This window comes from uncultured Ferrovibrio sp. (assembly GCF_937960835.1).
Taxonomy (GTDB): Bacteria; Pseudomonadota; Alphaproteobacteria; order Ferrovibrionales; family Ferrovibrionaceae; genus Ferrovibrio.
In genome coordinates this window covers 317593-334485 of the sequence record NZ_CALGPC010000006.1, presented here as the reverse complement: position 1 = coordinate 334485, position 16893 = coordinate 317593, and the positions used below count along the sequence as shown (strand labels likewise).

At 64.5% G+C, this 16893-nt stretch carries 16 protein-coding genes; 14 read left to right on the top strand and 2 right to left on the bottom strand.

Annotated elements, in window-relative coordinates; genetic code table 11:
* Positions 1-121: 121 nt before the first annotated feature.
* The 5 genes from Q0603_RS05970 to xdhC are packed head-to-tail and all read left to right on the top strand — an operon-like array spanning position 122 to position 6340.
* A complete protein-coding gene (locus Q0603_RS05970) occupies positions 122-916 on the top strand; it encodes an ABC transporter ATP-binding protein (protein WP_298723483.1) in 795 nt (264 codons plus the stop codon).
* Positions 913-1683 carry an ABC transporter permease gene (locus Q0603_RS05965; RefSeq protein ID WP_298723480.1) on the top strand — a complete coding sequence of 257 codons (771 nt, stop codon included), beginning with the start codon at positions 913-915 and terminating at the stop codon, positions 1681-1683. The genes Q0603_RS05970 and Q0603_RS05965 overlap by 4 nt, the downstream gene beginning before the upstream one ends.
* Positions 1684-1743: 60 nt before the next feature.
* Entirely contained in the window at positions 1744-3201 is a 1458-nt protein-coding gene (gene xdhA, locus Q0603_RS05960) for a xanthine dehydrogenase small subunit (RefSeq protein WP_298723477.1), read from the top strand.
* Positions 3198-5540: a xanthine dehydrogenase molybdopterin binding subunit gene (gene xdhB, locus Q0603_RS05955; protein ID WP_298723474.1), complete on the top strand. Its 2343-nt coding sequence runs from the start codon at positions 3198-3200 to the stop codon at positions 5538-5540. The genes xdhA and xdhB overlap by 4 nt, the downstream gene beginning before the upstream one ends.
* Positions 5537-6340 (top strand): xanthine dehydrogenase accessory protein XdhC, encoded by an 804-nt coding sequence (gene xdhC / locus Q0603_RS05950; protein ID WP_298723471.1) that lies wholly within the window; start codon positions 5537-5539, stop codon positions 6338-6340. Before xdhB ends, xdhC begins: the two co-directional genes overlap by 4 nt.
* Before the next feature lie 28 nt (positions 6341-6368).
* Here xdhC and Q0603_RS05945 read toward each other — a convergent pair whose 3' ends face one another.
* Both Q0603_RS05945 and Q0603_RS05940 read right to left on the bottom strand, forming a co-directional pair.
* Positions 6369-7655: a DUF2336 domain-containing protein gene (locus Q0603_RS05945; protein WP_298723467.1), complete on the bottom strand. Its 1287-nt coding sequence runs from the start codon at positions 7653-7655 to the stop codon at positions 6369-6371.
* Positions 7652-8941, bottom strand: a complete 1290-nt coding sequence (locus Q0603_RS05940) for a sensor domain-containing diguanylate cyclase (RefSeq protein WP_298723464.1) — start codon at positions 8939-8941, stop codon at positions 7652-7654. The genes Q0603_RS05945 and Q0603_RS05940 overlap by 4 nt, the downstream gene beginning before the upstream one ends.
* A gap of 146 nt (positions 8942-9087) precedes the next feature.
* Between Q0603_RS05940 and Q0603_RS05935 the strand changes: the two genes are divergently transcribed.
* The 9 genes from Q0603_RS05935 to Q0603_RS05895 all read left to right on the top strand — a co-directional run bounded on the left by Q0603_RS05935 (position 9088) and on the right by Q0603_RS05895 (position 16887).
* Positions 9088-9729 carry a pyrimidine 5'-nucleotidase gene (locus Q0603_RS05935; RefSeq protein ID WP_298723461.1) on the top strand — a complete coding sequence of 214 codons (642 nt, stop codon included), beginning with the start codon at positions 9088-9090 and terminating at the stop codon, positions 9727-9729.
* 76 nt (positions 9730-9805) lie between these two features.
* On the top strand, positions 9806-10660 hold the full coding sequence (dapD, locus tag Q0603_RS05930) for a 2,3,4,5-tetrahydropyridine-2,6-dicarboxylate N-succinyltransferase (protein ID WP_298723458.1): 855 nt from the start codon (positions 9806-9808) through the stop codon (positions 10658-10660).
* 98 nt (positions 10661-10758) lie between these two features.
* The gene (locus Q0603_RS05925; protein ID WP_298723456.1) at positions 10759-11331 is read left to right on the top strand and encodes a response regulator; all 573 of its coding nucleotides are present in this window, start codon (positions 10759-10761) and stop codon (positions 11329-11331) included.
* Between the two features lie 313 nt (positions 11332-11644).
* Entirely contained in the window at positions 11645-12325 is a 681-nt protein-coding gene (locus Q0603_RS05920; protein ID WP_298723453.1) for a MarR family winged helix-turn-helix transcriptional regulator, read from the top strand.
* Positions 12322-13554 (top strand): ABC transporter substrate-binding protein, encoded by a 1233-nt coding sequence (locus Q0603_RS05915; RefSeq protein ID WP_298723448.1) that lies wholly within the window; start codon positions 12322-12324, stop codon positions 13552-13554. Before Q0603_RS05920 ends, Q0603_RS05915 begins: the two co-directional genes overlap by 4 nt.
* A gap of 36 nt (positions 13555-13590) precedes the next feature.
* Entirely contained in the window at positions 13591-14460 is an 870-nt protein-coding gene (locus Q0603_RS05910) for a branched-chain amino acid ABC transporter permease (protein ID WP_298723445.1), read from the top strand.
* Positions 14457-15458 carry a branched-chain amino acid ABC transporter permease gene (locus tag Q0603_RS05905; protein WP_298723442.1) on the top strand — a complete coding sequence of 334 codons (1002 nt, stop codon included), beginning with the start codon at positions 14457-14459 and terminating at the stop codon, positions 15456-15458. Before Q0603_RS05910 ends, Q0603_RS05905 begins: the two co-directional genes overlap by 4 nt.
* Positions 15455-16183 carry an ABC transporter ATP-binding protein gene (locus Q0603_RS05900; RefSeq protein ID WP_298723439.1) on the top strand — a complete coding sequence of 243 codons (729 nt, stop codon included), beginning with the start codon at positions 15455-15457 and terminating at the stop codon, positions 16181-16183. The genes Q0603_RS05905 and Q0603_RS05900 overlap by 4 nt, the downstream gene beginning before the upstream one ends.
* Positions 16180-16887, top strand: a complete 708-nt coding sequence (locus Q0603_RS05895; protein ID WP_298723436.1) for an ABC transporter ATP-binding protein — start codon at positions 16180-16182, stop codon at positions 16885-16887. Before Q0603_RS05900 ends, Q0603_RS05895 begins: the two co-directional genes overlap by 4 nt.
* Positions 16888-16893: the final 6 nt, after the last annotated feature.

Below are 16893 nucleotides of genomic sequence, written 5' to 3'. Positions count from 1 at the left end.
TCGGGACCAGGGGGACAGGTCGCATCATGAACGTAATGGTAGTGGAATGCGGCTGCGCCGTTAAGCGGTGTGGCCGTAATGCGCTGGCCCTCGCCATGCGCCTTGGTGCGGAATGGGCGTAATGCAGGGACCGGCTTTCGTAAAGATCGACGGCGTCAGCCTGGTTTATGAACTCGCCGAGGAAAAGACACTGGCCGTCGAGGATCTGTCCCTCGATATCGAAGAAGGCGAGTTCGTCGCCGTGGTTGGCCCTTCGGGCTGCGGCAAGTCCACCCTGATGAAACTGGTCACCGGTCTTCTGAACACCACGGCCGGCAATATCACCATCGGCGGCAAGCCGGTGCGCGGCCCCGTGCAGGGCGTCGGCATGGCGTTTCAGAACTCGACCCTGCTGCCCTGGCGCACCACGCTGGAAAACGTGATGCTGCCGCTGGAAATCGTCGAGCCGCACAAGCGCAATCTGCGCCGTAACAAGAAGGCCTATATCGAGCGCGCCATGTCGCTGCTGAAAACCGTCGGCCTTGCGGATTTCGCCGACAAGTATCCCTGGCAGTTATCGGGCGGCATGCAGCAGCGCGCCAATCTGTGCCGTGCCATCATCCACGACCCGCGGCTTCTGATGCTGGACGAGCCCTTCGGCGCGCTGGATGCCTTCACCCGCGAAGAGCTTTGGGCGGTGATGCAGAATCTGTGGATGGAAAAGCGCTTCACCGCGATCCTGATCACCCACGATCTGCGCGAGGCCGTCTATCTCGCCGACAAGGTTTTCGTGATGAGCAAGCGACCAGGCAAGGTGATCCTGACCAAGAAGGTCGACATCGCCCATCCGCGCACGCTGGAAACGACCTTCGAGCCGCATTTCGGCGCCATCGTGCACGAACTGCGCGACCATATTCATGAAGTGAGGGTGTCGTGACCAGCGAGAAAGCCTTGCAGCGCGCGATGCCCTGGCTGGTGACCATCGGCCTGTTCGTCTTCTGGGAAGCCCTGTGCATCGTCACCGGCGTCGAGCCTTTCATCCTGCCGCGCCCGAGCCTGGTGTTCGAGACCACGGTGCAGTTCGCGCCGCAGATTCTGCATCATTCCTTGCAGACGCTGTTCACCACCACCGCCGGCTTCGCACTCGGCGTGGTCGGCGGTGCGCTGCTCGGGATCGCCATCGGCGCTTCCAAGCTGGTCTATAACGGCCTTTATCCGGTGCTGATCGGCTTCAACTCGATCCCGAAGGTCGCCATCGTGCCGGTGCTGGTGATCTGGTTCGGCATCGGCACGGTGCCGGCGATCATCACCGCCTTCGTGATTTCCTTCTTCCCCATCGTGGTGAACGTCGCCACCGGCCTTGCCACCATCGAGCCGGAATTGCGCGACGTGCTGCGCTCGCTGGGGGCCACCAAGATGGAAATCCTGACCAAGATTGGACTTCCGCGCGCGATGCCCTACCTTTTCGCTTCGCTGAAGATCGCCATCACGCTGGCCTTCGTCGGTTCGGTGATCGCCGAGACGGTCGCCTCGAACGAGGGCATCGGCTACCTGATGCTGTCGGCCTCCTCGAGCTACAACGTGCCGCTGGTCTTCTCCGGCCTGATCGTGGTGGCGGTGATGGGCGTGCTGATGTACGCGGTCGCGGTCTGGTTCGAGCGCCGCATGACCGGCTGGGCCTTCCGCGGCGAGTTGATATCGTAAAGCGATTTGCTAACGTGAACCGGCCCGGCCGGCTTATGCCGGGCGGATTGGGAGTGTGCCATGTCCGACCCCGTTCGGTTCATCTCGCGCGGGCAGGTGGTCACGGTGGGCCGCGAAGTCCCGCACACCGCCACACTCCTGGAGTATCTCCGACTTACCATGGGCCGCACCGGCAGCAAGGAAGGCTGCGCCGAGGGCGATTGCGGCGCCTGCACGGTGGTCCTGGCTGAGGCGACCGAAGACGGACGTCCGCGCTATCGCGCGGTCAATGCCTGCATCCTGCTGGTGCACCAGATCGACGGCAAAGCGCTGTTCACCGTCGACGACCTTGCCGATGGCGAAACGCTGCATCCCGTGCAGCAGGCGATCGTCGATGCCCATGGCTCGCAATGCGGCTTCTGCACGCCGGGCTTCGTCATGTCGCTGTTCGCCTATTTCCATCAGCGCGATGCCGCCGACGATGCCAGCCTGAAGGATGCGCTGGCCGGCAATCTCTGCCGCTGCACCGGCTACCGGCCGATTCTGGAAGCCGGCCGCCGCATGTTCGGCTACGCGACAACCGACCGCTTCGACCAAGCAGAAGCCGAGTTGCTGGAGCAGCTCAACAGCCTGAAGCGGCGGCGCATGCTGTGGCAATCGACACCGTCAGGCGATTTCATCGCGCCGCGCAATCTGGATGAACTGACCGACGTCCTGACCAAGCTGCCGCAGGGCGAGACCTGGCTTCTCGCCGGCGGCACCGATGTGGGCCTATGGATCACCAAGCAGCAGCGCGCGCCGCGCAGCATCGTCTATCTCGGCCGCGTGAAGGAACTGCAGCGGATCGAGGATCATGGCGACCGCATCGAGATCGGCGCCGGCGTGACCTTCACCGACGCCTTCGCCGCCATCGAAAGCCTGCATCCCGATTTCGCCCGCATGCTGCGGCGGCTGGGCTCGGTGCAGATCCGCAATTCCGGAACACTGGGCGGCAATATCGCCAATGGCTCGCCCATCGGCGACAGCATGCCGGCGCTGATTGCCCTTGGCGCCTCGGTGAACCTGCGCAGCCAGGCGGGGCAGCGGCAGCTGGCGCTGGAGGATTTCTATCTTGGCTATCGCAAGACGGCGCTGCAGCCCGGTGAATTCGTCGAGAGCGTGACGGTGATAAAGCCCAAGCCTGAGAGCCGCTTCGCCGTCTACAAGCTGTCGAAGCGCTTCGATCAGGACATCTCCGCCGTGCTGGGCGCTTTCCAAGTCATGCTGGATGGCGGCAGCATCGCCGGCGCGCGGATCGGCTTCGGCGGCATGGCGGCGGTGCCCGCCCGCGCCCGCAAGACCGAAGCAGCGCTGATCGGCAAGCGCTTCACCCCTTCCGAGATCGAACCTGCGGTGTCGGCCTTGGCTGAGGATTTCACGCCGCTGAGCGACATGCGCGCCTCGGCTGAATACCGCCTGCTGGCGGCGCAGAACCTGCTGCGCAAGTTCTGCCTGGAGGTCAACGAAGGCCGGAAGATCGGCGTGGAGGCCGCCGAATGACTGCGCAGAACATGACCGTGCAGAAAACGCTGATCGCCAACAAGCCCATCGCGCATGACAGCGCGCGCAGGCATGTGGCCGGCACGGCGCGCTACATCGACGACCTGCCTGAGCCGGAAGGCCTGCTGCATGCGGCCCTGCATCTGAGCGAGCGCACCCACGCGCGGATCAAAAGCATTGATCTTTCGGCAGCGCGCGGCCTGGCTGGCGTGCGCGCCATCATTACCGTCGCCGATGTGCCCGGCGATCCCGACATCGCGCCGATCATCCGGCCAGAGCCGGTGCTGGCGAAGGATGTGGTCGAATTCCACGGCCAGCCGATTGCCGCCGTCGCCGCCGTCGATCTCGCCACCGCACGCCGCGCAGCCAGGCTGATCAAGGTCGAATACGAAGACCTGCCCGCAATCCTCGATCTTTCTGAAGCCATCGAGAAGAATTCCCTGCTGATGCCGCCTTCCGTCCTGAAGCGCGGCGATGCGAGAGCGGCGATTGCCAAAGCGCCGCATCGCCTGAGGGGTGAGCTTCGGCTCGGCGGCCAGGATCATTTCTATCTGGAAGGCCAGGTCTCGTTGGTCGAGCCGCGCGAGGATGGCGATGTCTTCGTGCATTGCTCGACCCAGCATCCGAGTGAGGTGCAGAAGCTGGTCGCCCGCGTGCTGGGCAAGTCGCAGCACAGCATCACAGTGGAATGCCGGCGCATGGGCGGCGGCTTCGGCGGCAAGGAGACGCAGGCTGCGCAATTCGCCTGCATCGCCGCCGTGCTGGCGCAGCGCACGCAGCGGCCGGTGAAGCTGCGGCTGGACCGTGACGAGGACATGATCGCCACCGGCAAGCGGCATGATTTCCTGGTGCGTTACGAGGTCGGCTTTGATTCCGATGGCCGCATCCTCGGCTATGATCTGCTGCTGGCAGGCCGCGGCGGCTGGGCGGCGGATCTCACCGGCGCCGTGGTTGACCGGGCCGTCTTCCATGCCGATTCCAGCTACTACATCCCGGATGTGACGATCACCGGCCTGAGCTGCAAGACCAATACCGTCTCGAATACAGCTTTCCGCGGCTTCGGTGGGCCACAGGGCATGGCGGCGACGGAGTATGTGGTCGATGAGATCTCACGTTATTTAGGGCGCGATCCGCTGGAGGTGCGGCTGGCCAATCTCTACGGAAAGACGGCGCGCAACGTCACGCCCTATTACCAGACCGTCACCGACAATATCCTGCCCGAACTTTTCGACGAGCTGCTGGCCTCCAGCAATTATCGCCGTCGCCGCGAAGAGATTGCCGCGTTCAACGCGCAAAGCCCCTATCTGAAAAAAGGCCTGGCGGTGACGCCGGTCAAATTCGGCATCTCCTTCACCGCCACCTTCCTCAACCAGGCCGGCGCGCTGGTGCTGATCTATGAAGATGGCTCGGTACAGGTCAATCATGGCGGCACCGAGATGGGCCAGGGCCTCTATGTCAAAGTGGCGCAGGTCGTCGCCGAAGTGCTTGGCATTGACCTTCATCGCATCCGCATCACCGCGACGCGCACCGACAAGGTACCGAACACTTCTGCCACCGCTGCATCGTCGGGCGCTGACCTCAACGGCAAGGCAGCGGAACAGGCCGCGCTTACGCTGCGGCAGCGTCTGGCCGAGGTGGCCGCGCATGAGCTGAAGGTTCCGGCGGAGCAGATCGTCTTTGCGGATGGCAGGGTCAGCGGCGGCGGCCAGTCGCTCGATTTCGGCGATGTGGTGCACAAGGCCTATCTGGCGCGCGTGCCGCTTTCCGCTGCCGGCTTCTATGCCACGCCGGAGATTCATTTTGACCGCGAGAGCGGCAAGGGCCAGCCCTTCTATTACTTCGCTTATGGCGTCGCCGCGACCGAGGTGCTGCTGGACACGCTGACGGGGGAATACCGCTTTACCCGCGCAGACCTGCTGCACGATTGCGGCAACTCGCTCAATCCGGCCATCGATCTGGGTCAGGTGGAGGGCGGCTATCTGCAGGGCCTGGGCTGGCTTACCATGGAAGAGCTGTGGTGGGACGAAAAAGGCCGGCTGCGCACCCATGCGCCCAGCACCTACAAGATTCCCACCGCACGCGACCTGCCGGACGATTTCCGCGTGCAGCTCGTCTCCGGCCGCGCCAATCCGGCCAATACCATCTTCCGTTCCAAGGCCGTGGGCGAGCCGCCGTTCATGCTGGCGATTTCCGCCTGGCTCGCCCTGAAGGACGCAGCCTCCGCCGCAGCGGGCAAGCCTGTGCATCTCGATGCGCCAGCAACGCCCGAACGCGTGCTGCTGGCCATCGAAGCCGCACGCAAGGCCGCGGCTGCATCCATCCCGGTAGCGGCGAAATGACTTCGGCCTGGCTGAATGCGCTGAGTGAATGCGAACGCCGCGGCATCGGCGCCGTGCTGGTCACCATTGCTGCCGTCGATGGTTCAGCGCCGCGCGAGGCCGGCACCAAGATGGTTGTCACGCCCGACGATACGGTGGGCACCATCGGCGGCGGCACGCTGGAATTCCGCGCCATTGAGATCGCGCGGCATATGCTCGCCGCCAAACAGGGCCCGAGCCTGCGCAAATTCCCGCTCGGCCCGGCTTTGGGCCAATGCTGCGGCGGCCACGTCACTTTGCTGTTCGAGCCGCAGCGGCCGGATCTTTTCACCGTCGCCCTGTTCGGCGCCGGCCATGTCGGAAAAGCCATAGTGCAGGTGCTGTCGGCACTGCCTTGCCGGATACGCTGGTTCGACCCGCGGCCGGATGCCTTCCCCGATCATGTGCCACCAGGCGTGGAGGTTGAGGTCACCAATGCGCCGGAACGCGACGTCGCAACCTTGCCCGATGGCGCCTGGCTGCTGATCATGACGCACAGCCATGCGCTCGATCTCGGCATTGCGGCCAAGGCGCTGCAGGAGAATCGCTTTGCCTATATCGGCCTGATCGGCTCCACCACCAAGCGCGCGCGGTTCGAGAAACGCTTCCGCGAGCTTGGCATCCCGGAAGATCAGATCGCGAAGCTTACCTGCCCGATTGGCATCGGCGGCATCTCCGGCAAGCATCCTGGCGAAATCGCCATCGCCACGGCGGCGCAATTGCTGCAACTGCGCGAGCAGCAGAAGCAGGTGCTGCGGGTGATCGACGAGAGTGCAGCATAACGCCTTAGCAGCGTCATGCTGGGGGGCCTTACAACCCCAAAATCCTGAGCTGCTCTTCCAGCTCCGGCTTGCCCATCGGATAGTCCGTGCCGTTGCGGGCATTGAGCATCATGCGCGGCGGCACTTTCGCCAGGTCGCGCTGGATCATCACTGCCGTGCGCATGCTGAATTTCGCGCGCCAGACCAGCGCCGTGATCAAACGGCCGTTGCGCGACTCGAACGTCTTCTGAATCACCGAAAGCGGAATGCGGCCGTTCTGGATCAGCGCCTGCAGCACGAAATTGCGGTCGTTGCGCTCGATGGCTTCCTGCACGACGTCGCTGTCGAGCTTGCCGGCCTTGATCAGTTCCCGCACCCGGGCTTCTGCCACCTCCATCGGCGACTGTTCCGAGCGTATCTCCTCGCCCTTCTTCTTGTTCTTGGGCGGCTCAGACTCGTCCTCCAGCTTCACGTCCAGGCGTTCTTCCATGACGTGCCGGATTTCGGCCAGGGTATCGGCGGGCAGATCGGTGCGGTCGGCCAGACGTGTGAGCAATGAGGAAGCCACGAAACCGGCAATGCGCTTGGCCGCCTTGCCGGGCAGGTTCGGCCGCTGCACCAGCGGCTCGTGCCAGGGCTCGATGCTGGGCGCGGCGTCAAGGATGAGATCCAGCGTCTCCTCGCGGATTTGGGCAGAGTCATTGGCAAGCAGCGCTGCCACCGCCGAAACGTCGCGGGTGGAGGCGATCGCATCCGACACGCCCGCCGAAAGGCCGACGCGACGGGCAATCGCCGCCAATGCGCCCGATTGCGCAGCAGTGGCGACGATCTCGCGCAGATCGTCGTCCGTCAGCAGAGGCGAGAATTGCAGCACTGGCGCCGAAACGATCAGTTCGACATCCTTCGCCAGCTGCTTGACGATGTGATGCGGCACATTGTCGGCAGCCTTCAGCGCTTCCGACAAAGCGGCGCGGATGCGGGTCAGTTCATCGCGCGCCAGCAGTTCCAAAGTCTGGATCGCGTATTCACGCGCCTTGTTGGCCTCGTCGACCGGCAGATCGGGCAACAGCCGCGCGACTTTCTCGGCCAGGCGATGGCGCACTTCCTCGGAAGCGTCATTGGCCAGCAGCAGATGCGCCTGCGCCGGCGTTGCCTCGTTCTCGGCGATGGCGCGGCGCACTTCCTCGGCCTGGTCCACCGCGAGGTAATAGAGAATTTCTGGCTGGGTATCCTGCCGCCTGGCGAGTTGCAGGCGCACGGCAGGATCGGGCGAGGCCGCAAGCGCCTTGGCCTTTTCGTAATCCAAACCTTTTCCGCTGCTGGTCTTGTCACTCATGCGGCAGCCTCGCTGCCCGCATCGGGCAAGTCGGCGATGAAGCTGCGGCCCTTGCCGCCCTTCTTGGCGGTATACATCGCCTCATCGGCGCGGCTGATCAAGGCTTCCGTGGTCTCCAGCCGGTCCAGCCGCGAGAAGACCGCGCCGATGGAGAAGCCGAGCGGAAAGCCTTCGACGCCATACTGGCGGTCCAGTTCCGCAGCGGCCTCATGCAGGCGGTGCGCAATCGATTCGGCCGCACCGCGGTTGCTTTCCTCCAGCCAGATCAGGAATTCGTCGCCGCCGATGCGTGAGGCCAGATCGACCACGCGCAAGGTGCGCTGCACGATCTCGGCCACCGCTTTCAGCACATCGTCGCCCGCCTGATGGCCGCGCACGTCGTTGACCTTCTTGAAATTGTCGAGGTCGAAATAAATCAGGGTGCCGCGCAGCTTGTTACGCAAATGCCGCGCCAGCCGCTTCTCCAGCTCGGCCAGGAAGGCGCGGCGGTTCAGCAGCCCGGTCAGGCCGTCGGTATTGGCCAGCTTGTTGAGCTTCTTGTGAGCGCGGCGCAGCGCATCGACGCGTTCGCGCGCTTCCGTCACGTCGCGGGCGACACCACGCGCGCCCAGCCACTGGCCGCTGGCATCCCGCACTGGCAGGCAGGACACCTCGAAACAGCCGATGCTGCCGTCCTTGCGGCGCAGGAACACCTCGATGGCTTCCAGCGGCGTCTTGGCAGCGAAGGGCCAGACGCTCGGCGCCGGCGTCTCCGGCTCGTCCGGCGCGGCGAGAGCGCGCGCATCGCTGCCTTCCAGCTCCCGCGCCGTGTAGCCCAGCGCGCCGCGCGGCGAGACGAAACCGAAGCGTCCGTCCGGCTTGGTCTCCCAGGCGAAATCGGTCGAGCAGGTCACCAGATCCTTGAACAGCTGGCGCGACTGCATCAGCGCCTGGATCAGGTTGCGTTCCAGCGTGGCGTCGCGCCCCAGCAGCAGCAACTGGCCGGTTGCTGCATCGGGCAGCAAGGTGAGCTGCAGCGCGGCAGCATTGCCAGGGGGCCCCGGCGGCAGGTCGACGCGTTCCTGGCGCGGCTTACCGTCCTTCAAGGCTGCATCAATGGTGGCCGACAAGGCCGGCAGCTTGCCATCCGCCAGCACACTCACCAGCGGCGCAGCCGCCGCATTGGCCTGCACGACGCCGTCTTGTGCGTCGAACAATACGGCCGGACCGGGAAAGGTCGGGATCAACGCCTCAGGCGCGAAGGCCGAAGCCACCGCCTGCCCCTTCCCTGCTTCTGTTTTCTCCACGACGACGCAGCGCTCCAAGACCCGCGAATGCTCGCTATCTTAGACGGAAGGCAGTATTTTGCGAAACCGTGATGACAGACGCCCGACCACCCCTTTTTAGTCTTGCGCAAACCCCGCTTTCCGGCGCCGCCCTGGCGCGCGCGGAAATGTGGGTTTTCGACCTCGACAACACGCTTTATCCCGCCCAATGCAACCTGTTCGCCCAGATCGACGAACGCATGGGCCAGTTCATCTGCGATCATTTCGGCATCAGCCTGGACGAAGCCAAAAGCCGCCAGAAAGGCTTCTTCAACCGCCATGGCACGACGCTGCGCGGCCTGATGGTCGAACACGGCATCGATCCGCTGGGCTTTCTGGAATACGTGCATGACATCGACGTCTCGGTGGTGCCTGAGATGCCCGAACTGGATGCCGCCCTGCGCCGCCTGCCCGGCCGCAAGATCATCTACACCAACGGCACGGTGGCGCATGCCAGGCGCGTGCTGGACCGCATCGGCATCGGCAGCCATTTCGACACGGTGTTCGACATCGTCGCCTCCGAATACCTGCCAAAGCCGCAGGAGACGCCCTATCGCCGGATGCTGGACCTGCATGGCATCCCGCCGCAGCGCGCCGTCATGGTGGAAGACATGGCGCGTAACCTGAAACCGGCCGCCGCCCTGGGCATGACCACCATCTGGGTGCCGACCTCCGAATCCTGGTCGCGGCCGGATAACGACGACCACAGCCATATCCACCATGTGGCGCCCGACCTGACTGCCTTCCTAGCCAGCCTGCCGGTTGACTAAAGAGGCCCTGCGGCTATTGTCTCGCGGTTTTTCCGCATTCCACCGCCGTTTCACCGTATTGCCCGAGGGAAATCCCATGACCGACGCCGCGCTCAAGACCCAGCTCCAGCCCGTCATCGAAAAGGCCTGGGAGGCTCGCGATCAGGTCAATTTCAGCACCAAAGGCGAGATCCGCGATGCCGTCGAAGCCACGCTGACCGCGCTCGACGACGGCAAGCTGCGCGTCGCCGAGAAGATCGACGGCAAGTGGGAAGTGAACCAGTGGGCCAAGAAGGCCGTGCTGCTCAGCTTCCGCCTCACCGACAACATGCTGATCTCGGATGCGCCGGGCGGCGCGCACTGGTTCGACAAGGTGCCATCGAAATTCGCTGGCTGGAGCGAGCAGCGTTTTCGCGGCGCCGGCTTCCGCGCCGTGCCGGGTGCAATCGTGCGCCGCGCCGCCTATATCGCGCCGGGCGTCGTGCTGATGCCGAGCTTCGTCAATCTCGGCGCCTATGTGGATAGCGGCACGATGGTCGATACCTGGGCCACCGTCGGCTCCTGCGCGCAGATCGGCAAGAACGTGCATCTCTCCGGCGGCGCCGGCATCGGCGGTGTGCTGGAGCCGCTGCAGGCCAATCCGGTGATCATTGAGGACAACTGCTTCATCGGCGCCCGCTCCGAAGTGGCGGAAGGCGTGATCGTCGAGGAAGGCTCGGTGCTCTCCATGGGCGTCTATCTCGGCGCTTCGACCAAGATCATCGACCGCACCACGGGCGAGGTCTTCCAGGGCCGCGTGCCGGCCTATTCGGTGGTGGTGCCGGGCAGCCTGCCGGGCAAGCCGCTGCCCAACGGCCAGCCGGGCCCGTCGCTGTATTGCGCCGTAATCGTCAAGCGCGTCGACGCCCAGACCCGCTCGAAGACCTCGATCAACGAGCTTCTGCGCGACTGATCGCTGCGGGGCGTTGCCCCGCACGATTTCCCAACAAGCCTTTCTTAACCGCCTTGCGGCGATGCTGGCGGAACCGAAATCCGGTTCCGCCAGCTTCCATGACGTTGCACCGCCGCATCGATCCCAGCGTCTTCCGCACGGCGACCATCCTGGTGGCCGAGGGCAACCGTTCCTTGCGCCGCGCCTTGCGCGACGTGCTGCTGGGCATGGGCTTCCCGGTGATCCTGCTGGCCGGCAACACGGCCGAAGCCATGCGCCAGATCGTGCAGCAGCAGCCAAACCTTCTGCTGCTGGATTACAGGCTGCCGGGCGGCAACGGCCTGGCCCTGACGCGGCGTCTGCGCCGCGACAAGGGCGATCTGCGCAAGCTGCCAATCATTCTGATGGCCGAGGCGCCCGATGCGGCGCTGGTGATGGCCGCCCGCGATGCCGGCGTGCATGAGGTGGTGGTCAAGCCGCTTTCGGTCGAAACGCTGATGCTGCGCCTGATGCGCGTGCTGCAGGTGCCGCGCCGCTTCATCACCACCACCAACTATATCGGCCCGGACCGCCGCCGTCAGGGAGAACGCCGGCGCCAGCCCGACCGCCGCTTTCGTCCCGCTGAGCCGACGCGCCAGGAGCGCCGCCGCCGTCCCAGCCGCCGCAGCGGACTGGACCGCCGCGCACCGTGATGCGGCGACTGTTGATTCCACCGCCCCTGCCGGTTGATCTCGGCCGCATTCCGCGCTTCTATCCACAGACAAAAAAGGCCGGTCTAGGCGGGAACGTTGATCCGGCCGGGTCGCTAGGCCGTGCAGGCCGGTGCCAAGGTGTTTGAATCTTAGCGCTCCATCATGACCCCTTATGACAACCCGCAGACGGCATCGCGCGAAACGGGCCGCGGGCGAATTTAGTATTCTTGCATTACAATTATGAATCGCTACAATCTGCCGGGAAATACCACTGGCCGCAGCAAGGCCGGGGTCCAGGGAGGATGACACCGCGATGCCGCGCAACGCAGCGCCAGGGGCACAGCCCAAAGCCGCGCAGGCCAGAGCCGCGCAGCTGAAGGGCGCCAGCAGGCGGCCGGCTGGTCTGGCGGCCGGCAAGGCGGGCGTCGCTTCCGTCGATTATGGCAGTCTTCCCAATCATGTCGGTTATCTGCTGCGGCTCGCGCAATTGCGCGTGTGGGACGACTTCTATGCCCGCCTCGGCGATACCGGCATCAGTCCGTCTCTCTACTCCGCCCTGATCCTGGTCGAACGCAATCCCGGCCTTCAGCAAAGCCGGCTCGGTGAGGCGCTTGGCGTGGCGCGGTCCGGCGCCATGACCATGGTGGATCGCCTGGAGCGCCTGGGGCTCGTCGAGCGCCGCGCCGATCCGCATGATCGCCGCGCCTACAGCCTGTTCCTGACCCGCGAAGGCCGCGAGCGCATGAGCAGCCTCATCGCCCGCGTCCAGGCCCATGACAAGATCATGAATGCGGTGTTCACTTCGGAAGAACACCGCATGCTGATGAAACTGCTGCACAAGTTCATTGCCGCGCCGGCGACGCGCGGCAACGCCGGAACGGACAATCCGTCCGCGCCGGGCGACAGTCCCATTTCGTCGCGCCAGAAACGGCCGGCCCGCAGCGAGGCACGCGCCGGTCGTCGAGCAATCCTATCGAGGGAGGAGAGACCATGACCACCAAGATTACCCGCCGCCAATTCGCCGCCGGGACAGCGGCAAGCGCCGCGCTGCTTGCCGGCAGTGCGCCGTTCAACATCGTCCGCGCCCAGCCCAAGGCGCTGAAGATCGGCTCGATCCATCCGCGCTCGGGCTATCAGGCCCAGCTCGGCCTCGCCTGCCAGCGCGGCATCGACATCGCGCCGCGGGTGCTGAAGCAGCTCGGCATGAATGCCGAAGTCGAGATCATGAGCGCGGATACCGAATCCAACGTCGACATCGCCCGCAGCCGCGCCGAGAAGCTGATCAATGACGGCGCCCAGGTGCTGATCGGCGCGTTCGACAGCGGCCAGTCCGCGGCCATCGCCCAGGTCGCCGAGCAGAAGGGCGTGCCCTACATCGTCAACGTGGCTGCCGCGCCGCAGATCACCGAGCAGGGCTACAAGTTCGTGTTCCGCAACTTCCCGACCGCGCCGATGCTGGTCGGCGACGGCCTCAACCTGATGAAGGGCGTCTTCGAGAAGAGCGGCATCACGCCGAAGACCGCCGTCTTCATGCACTGCAACGACACTTTCGGCCAGTCGATGGCCGGTGCGATCAAGGCGATGGCACCGCGCTTCAACCTGCCCTTCCAGATCGTCGAAACGATTTCCTATGACCCGCAGGCCAAAGACCTTTCGGTCGAGGTGGCCAAGGCCAAGGCAACCGGTGCCGAGATGGTGATGCCGGTCACCCGTCTGAACGACGCCATCCTGATCGTGCGCGAAATGATCAAGCAGCGCTGGGAGCCGAAGATCATCATGAGCCCCGGCGCCCCCGGCTTCTACGAGGGCCAGTTCTACAAGACGCTGGGCAAGTTCTCGAACGGCATGATCACGAACGTGCCGTGGTACAACCCGCGCTCCTCGATCACGCAGAAGCTGCTCGACGAATTCACCAAGGCCTACAAGAACGAGATGTTCGAGCTCAATGTCGGCTTCTCCTTCGAGGCTGTCATGGTGGCCGTCGACGCCTTCAACCGGGCCAAGACCGCCAATGGCAAGGAGCTGGCCGACGCGATCCGCCAGACCAAGATCGAGAACCACGTCATGGCCGGCGGCACCCTGGAGTTCGATGCCAAGGGTCAGAACGTCAACATCCGCTCTGTCACCCTGCAGAACCTCGACCAGCGGCCGAAGGTTGTGCTGCCGCTCGAAATCGCGGAAGACAATCTTGCCCTGCCGCTGCAGAGCTGGAGCAAGCGGTAAACCGTAACAGACCACGCGCACGGAATTTCGAAGCAGATGCCCATCGAACTTGTTTTCACTGTTGCCGTACAGGGCATCCTGACCGGACTGGTCTATGGCCTGATGGCCCTTGGCCTGTCGGTCATCTTCGGTGTCGTGCGCGTGGTCAATTTTGCCCATGGCGAGATGATGACGATCGCGAGCTATGCCGCGATCGTCGCCTTCGGCGCCTGGAACATCGATCCCCTGGTGGCGATGGTGCCGATCGCCGTCATTCTCTTCGCCGTCGGCTATATGTTGCAGGCGGTGCTGATCAATCCCTTCATCAACCGGCCGGAGCACAGCCAGTTCATCCTGCTGGCTGCCGTCGCCATCATCATGGTCAACGGCCTTTTGATGATCTTCGGCCCCGATGCCCGCAACGTGCTGGTCGATTACGCGCTCGATTCCATCGAGATCGGGCCGCTGCTGGTCGACAAGGTGCGCGTCATCACCGCCGCGCTGGCGCTGCTCATCGCCGCCGGCCTGTTCGCCTTCTTCAAGCTGACCCGCACCGGCCGCGCCATCCGCGCCTGCGCCGACAACTATCTCGGCGCGCTGGTGGTCGGCCTGAATGTGAAAAAGCTTTACGCGCTCACCTTCGGCATCGGCTCGGCCTGCGTCGGCGCCGCTGGCGCCATGATGACCCTGCTGATCGACACCACACCGAATCTGGGACCGGCCTTCACGCTCCAGGCCTTTGTCATCGTCATCATCGGCGGCCTTGGCTCGATGCCCGGCGCGCTGCTGGGCGGCGTGCTGATCGGCCTGTCGGAAGCCATGTCCGGCCTGTTCTTCGCGCCGTCGGCCAAGACCATGTTTGGCGTCGGCATCCTCATCCTCGTTCTGCTATTCCGGCCGCAAGGCCTGTTAGGGCGTAAAATATGATCTCCCGCCTTGTCGACGGCGTGCCGCGGCGCGCGCTCATCCTGCTTGGCCTGTTCCTGGCGCTGCTGCTGGTCGCGCCATTGCTGGTCGATGGCTATATCCTCTCGATCCTGATCCTGGTGCTGTATTTCGCCTATACCGGCCAGGCCTGGAACGTGATGATGGGTTTCGCCGGCCAGCTCAGCCTCGGGCATTCGCTCTATGTCGGCGTCGCGGCCTATACCGCCGCCGCCCTTTATGTGCATTTCGGCATCGGCCCCTGGGCCGGCGTATGGCTTGCCATCCTGATCTCGGTAGCCTGCGGCCTGTTCATCGGCTTCCTGGCGTTCCGGTTCGGCATCAGCGGCGTCTACTTCGCACTGCTGACCATCGCCTTTGCCGAGTTCACCCGCGTCGGCTTCGACCATTTCGACTGGGTCAACGGCTCGGGCGGCTTCTTCCTCCCGGTGACACAATACAGCGTGAACGATCCGCTGAACCTGCGCGGCGCGCCGGTGATGTTCTATTACATCCTGCTCGCCATCACCGTGCTGGCCTTCCTGTTCTGCCGCTGGCTGCTGACCGGCCGCATCGGCTATTACTGGCTGGCGATCCGCGAAGAGCCCGAGGCCGCGCAGACGCTTGGCATCAACGTCTTCCGCTACAAGATGATCGCGGTCGCCATCTCGGCGGGCATGACGGCCTTAAGCGGCGTGTTCTTCGCCTTCTATTACAACAATCTGTTTCCTGAGCAGATCTTCAGCATGAGCCGTTCGATCGAGCTGATCCTTGGCCCGATCATCGGCGGCATCGGCTCGCTGTTCGGGCCGATCCTCGGCGCTGTGGTGCTGACCGTGCTGGCCGAAAGCGTGACCGAGATCATGCATGCGCTGGGCTATGACATTCCAGGCATCAAGCAGGTCTTCTACGGCCTGTGCCTGCTGGTCGTGATCATCTATCTGCCGAACGGCATCTGGCCGCCCCTGCGCAAGCGCCTCGGCCTGGGAGATCACTCATGAGCGCGCATCTCCTGACCGTTGACGGCATCTCGAAAAGCTTCCGCGGCCTGCGCGCGGTCTCGGCCGCCAGCCTGACCGTGCCGCAGGGCAGCATCGTCAGCCTGATCGGCCCGAACGGCGCCGGCAAGACGACCTGCTTCAACATGATCGCCGGCGTCTTCAAGCCTGATGAAGGCAGCATCAGCTTCGAAGGCCGCCGCATCGATGGCCTGCGGCCCGACCTGATCTGCCATGCCGGCATCGGCCGCACCTTCCAGATCGTCAAGCCGTTCAAGGAGCTCACCGCCCTGCAGAACGTGATCGTCGGCGCGCTGCGCACCGAGCCGGATGTGCGGGTAGCGCGGCGCAAGGCGGAAGCGGTTCTCGATCGCCTCGGCATGCTGGACAAGCGCGATCAGCCGGCCGCGCAACTGACGCTGCCTGAGCGCAAGCGCCTGGAAGTGGCGCGCGCACTGGCCACCGAGCCGAAGCTTCTGCTGCTGGATGAGGTGATGGCCGGCCTGCGGCCCACCGAGACGGATCAGATGGTCGCCGTGTTCAAAGAACTCAACCGCCAGGGCGTCACCATTCTGCTGATCGAGCACGTGATGCGCGCCGTGATGGCGCTGTCGCAGCAGGTGGTGGTGCTGCATCATGGCCAGGTCATCGCCCGGGGCGCGCCGGAAGAGGTGGTGCGCGATCCCGCAGTTCTGGAATGCTATCTCGGCGAGGAGGCCGAAGTATGAGCCTCAGCCTGTCCGATATCGACGTCTTCTATGGCGATGCGCAGGCGCTGGATAGCGTCTCGCTGGAAGTGCCGCGCGGCAGCATCGTCGCCATCATCGGCGCCAATGGCGCCGGCAAGTCCACCCTGATCCGCACCATCGCCGGCATCGAGAAGCCGCGTCGCGGCAGCATACGCTATAACGGCACCGATATCGCCGGCCTGCCGAGTTACAAGGTCTGCGATCTCGGCATCGGTCAGGTGGCCGAGGGCCGTCAGATCTTCCCGACCCTGACGGTGGTCGAGAACCTGCAGATGGGCAGCCTGCTGCCGCGCGCCCGCGGCAAGGAAAAGGCGACGATGGAAGAGGTCTTCTCCCTCTTCCCGCGTCTTGCCGAACGGCGCGATCAGCTGGCCGGCACCATGTCGGGCGGCGAGCAGCAGATGCTGGCGATCGGCCGCTGCCTGATGGGCCAGCCGGAATTGATCATGTTCGATGAGCCGTCCTTGGGCCTTGCGCCGGCCGTGGTGCAGGAAGTCTTTCACATCATCAAGCTGCTGCATGAGCGCGGCCTGACGGTGATCCTGGTCGAGCAGAATGTCGCCGTGTCGCTGAAACTGGCGGACCATGCCTATGTGCTGGAGAATGGCCGCATCGTGATGGATGGCAGTGGCGAGGCGCTGCTGCATGACGACCGCGTGCGGCAGGCTTATCTCGGTCTGTAAGGGTTT

Coding starts and splice junctions, on each gene's coding strand:
- Q0603_RS05970 (WP_298723483.1), top strand. CDS start 122: ATGCAGGGACCGGCTTTCGTAAAGATCGACGGCGTCAGCCTGGTTTAT.
- xdhA (WP_298723477.1), top strand. CDS start 1,744: ATGTCCGACCCCGTTCGGTTCATCTCGCGCGGGCAGGTGGTCACGGTG.
- xdhB (WP_298723474.1), top strand. CDS start 3,198: ATGACTGCGCAGAACATGACCGTGCAGAAAACGCTGATCGCCAACAAG.
- xdhC (WP_298723471.1), top strand. CDS start 5,537: ATGACTTCGGCCTGGCTGAATGCGCTGAGTGAATGCGAACGCCGCGGC.
- Q0603_RS05945 (WP_298723467.1), bottom strand. CDS start 7,655: ATGAGTGACAAGACCAGCAGCGGAAAAGGTTTGGATTACGAAAAGGCC.
- Q0603_RS05935 (WP_298723461.1), top strand. CDS start 9,088: ATGTGGGTTTTCGACCTCGACAACACGCTTTATCCCGCCCAATGCAAC.
- dapD (WP_298723458.1), top strand. CDS start 9,806: ATGACCGACGCCGCGCTCAAGACCCAGCTCCAGCCCGTCATCGAAAAG.
- Q0603_RS05925 (WP_298723456.1), top strand. CDS start 10,759: ATGACGTTGCACCGCCGCATCGATCCCAGCGTCTTCCGCACGGCGACC.
- Q0603_RS05920 (WP_298723453.1), top strand. CDS start 11,645: ATGCCGCGCAACGCAGCGCCAGGGGCACAGCCCAAAGCCGCGCAGGCC.
- Q0603_RS05915 (WP_298723448.1), top strand. CDS start 12,322: ATGACCACCAAGATTACCCGCCGCCAATTCGCCGCCGGGACAGCGGCA.
- Q0603_RS05910 (WP_298723445.1), top strand. CDS start 13,591: ATGCCCATCGAACTTGTTTTCACTGTTGCCGTACAGGGCATCCTGACC.
- Q0603_RS05905 (WP_298723442.1), top strand. CDS start 14,457: ATGATCTCCCGCCTTGTCGACGGCGTGCCGCGGCGCGCGCTCATCCTG.
- Q0603_RS05900 (WP_298723439.1), top strand. CDS start 15,455: ATGAGCGCGCATCTCCTGACCGTTGACGGCATCTCGAAAAGCTTCCGC.
- Q0603_RS05895 (WP_298723436.1), top strand. CDS start 16,180: ATGAGCCTCAGCCTGTCCGATATCGACGTCTTCTATGGCGATGCGCAG.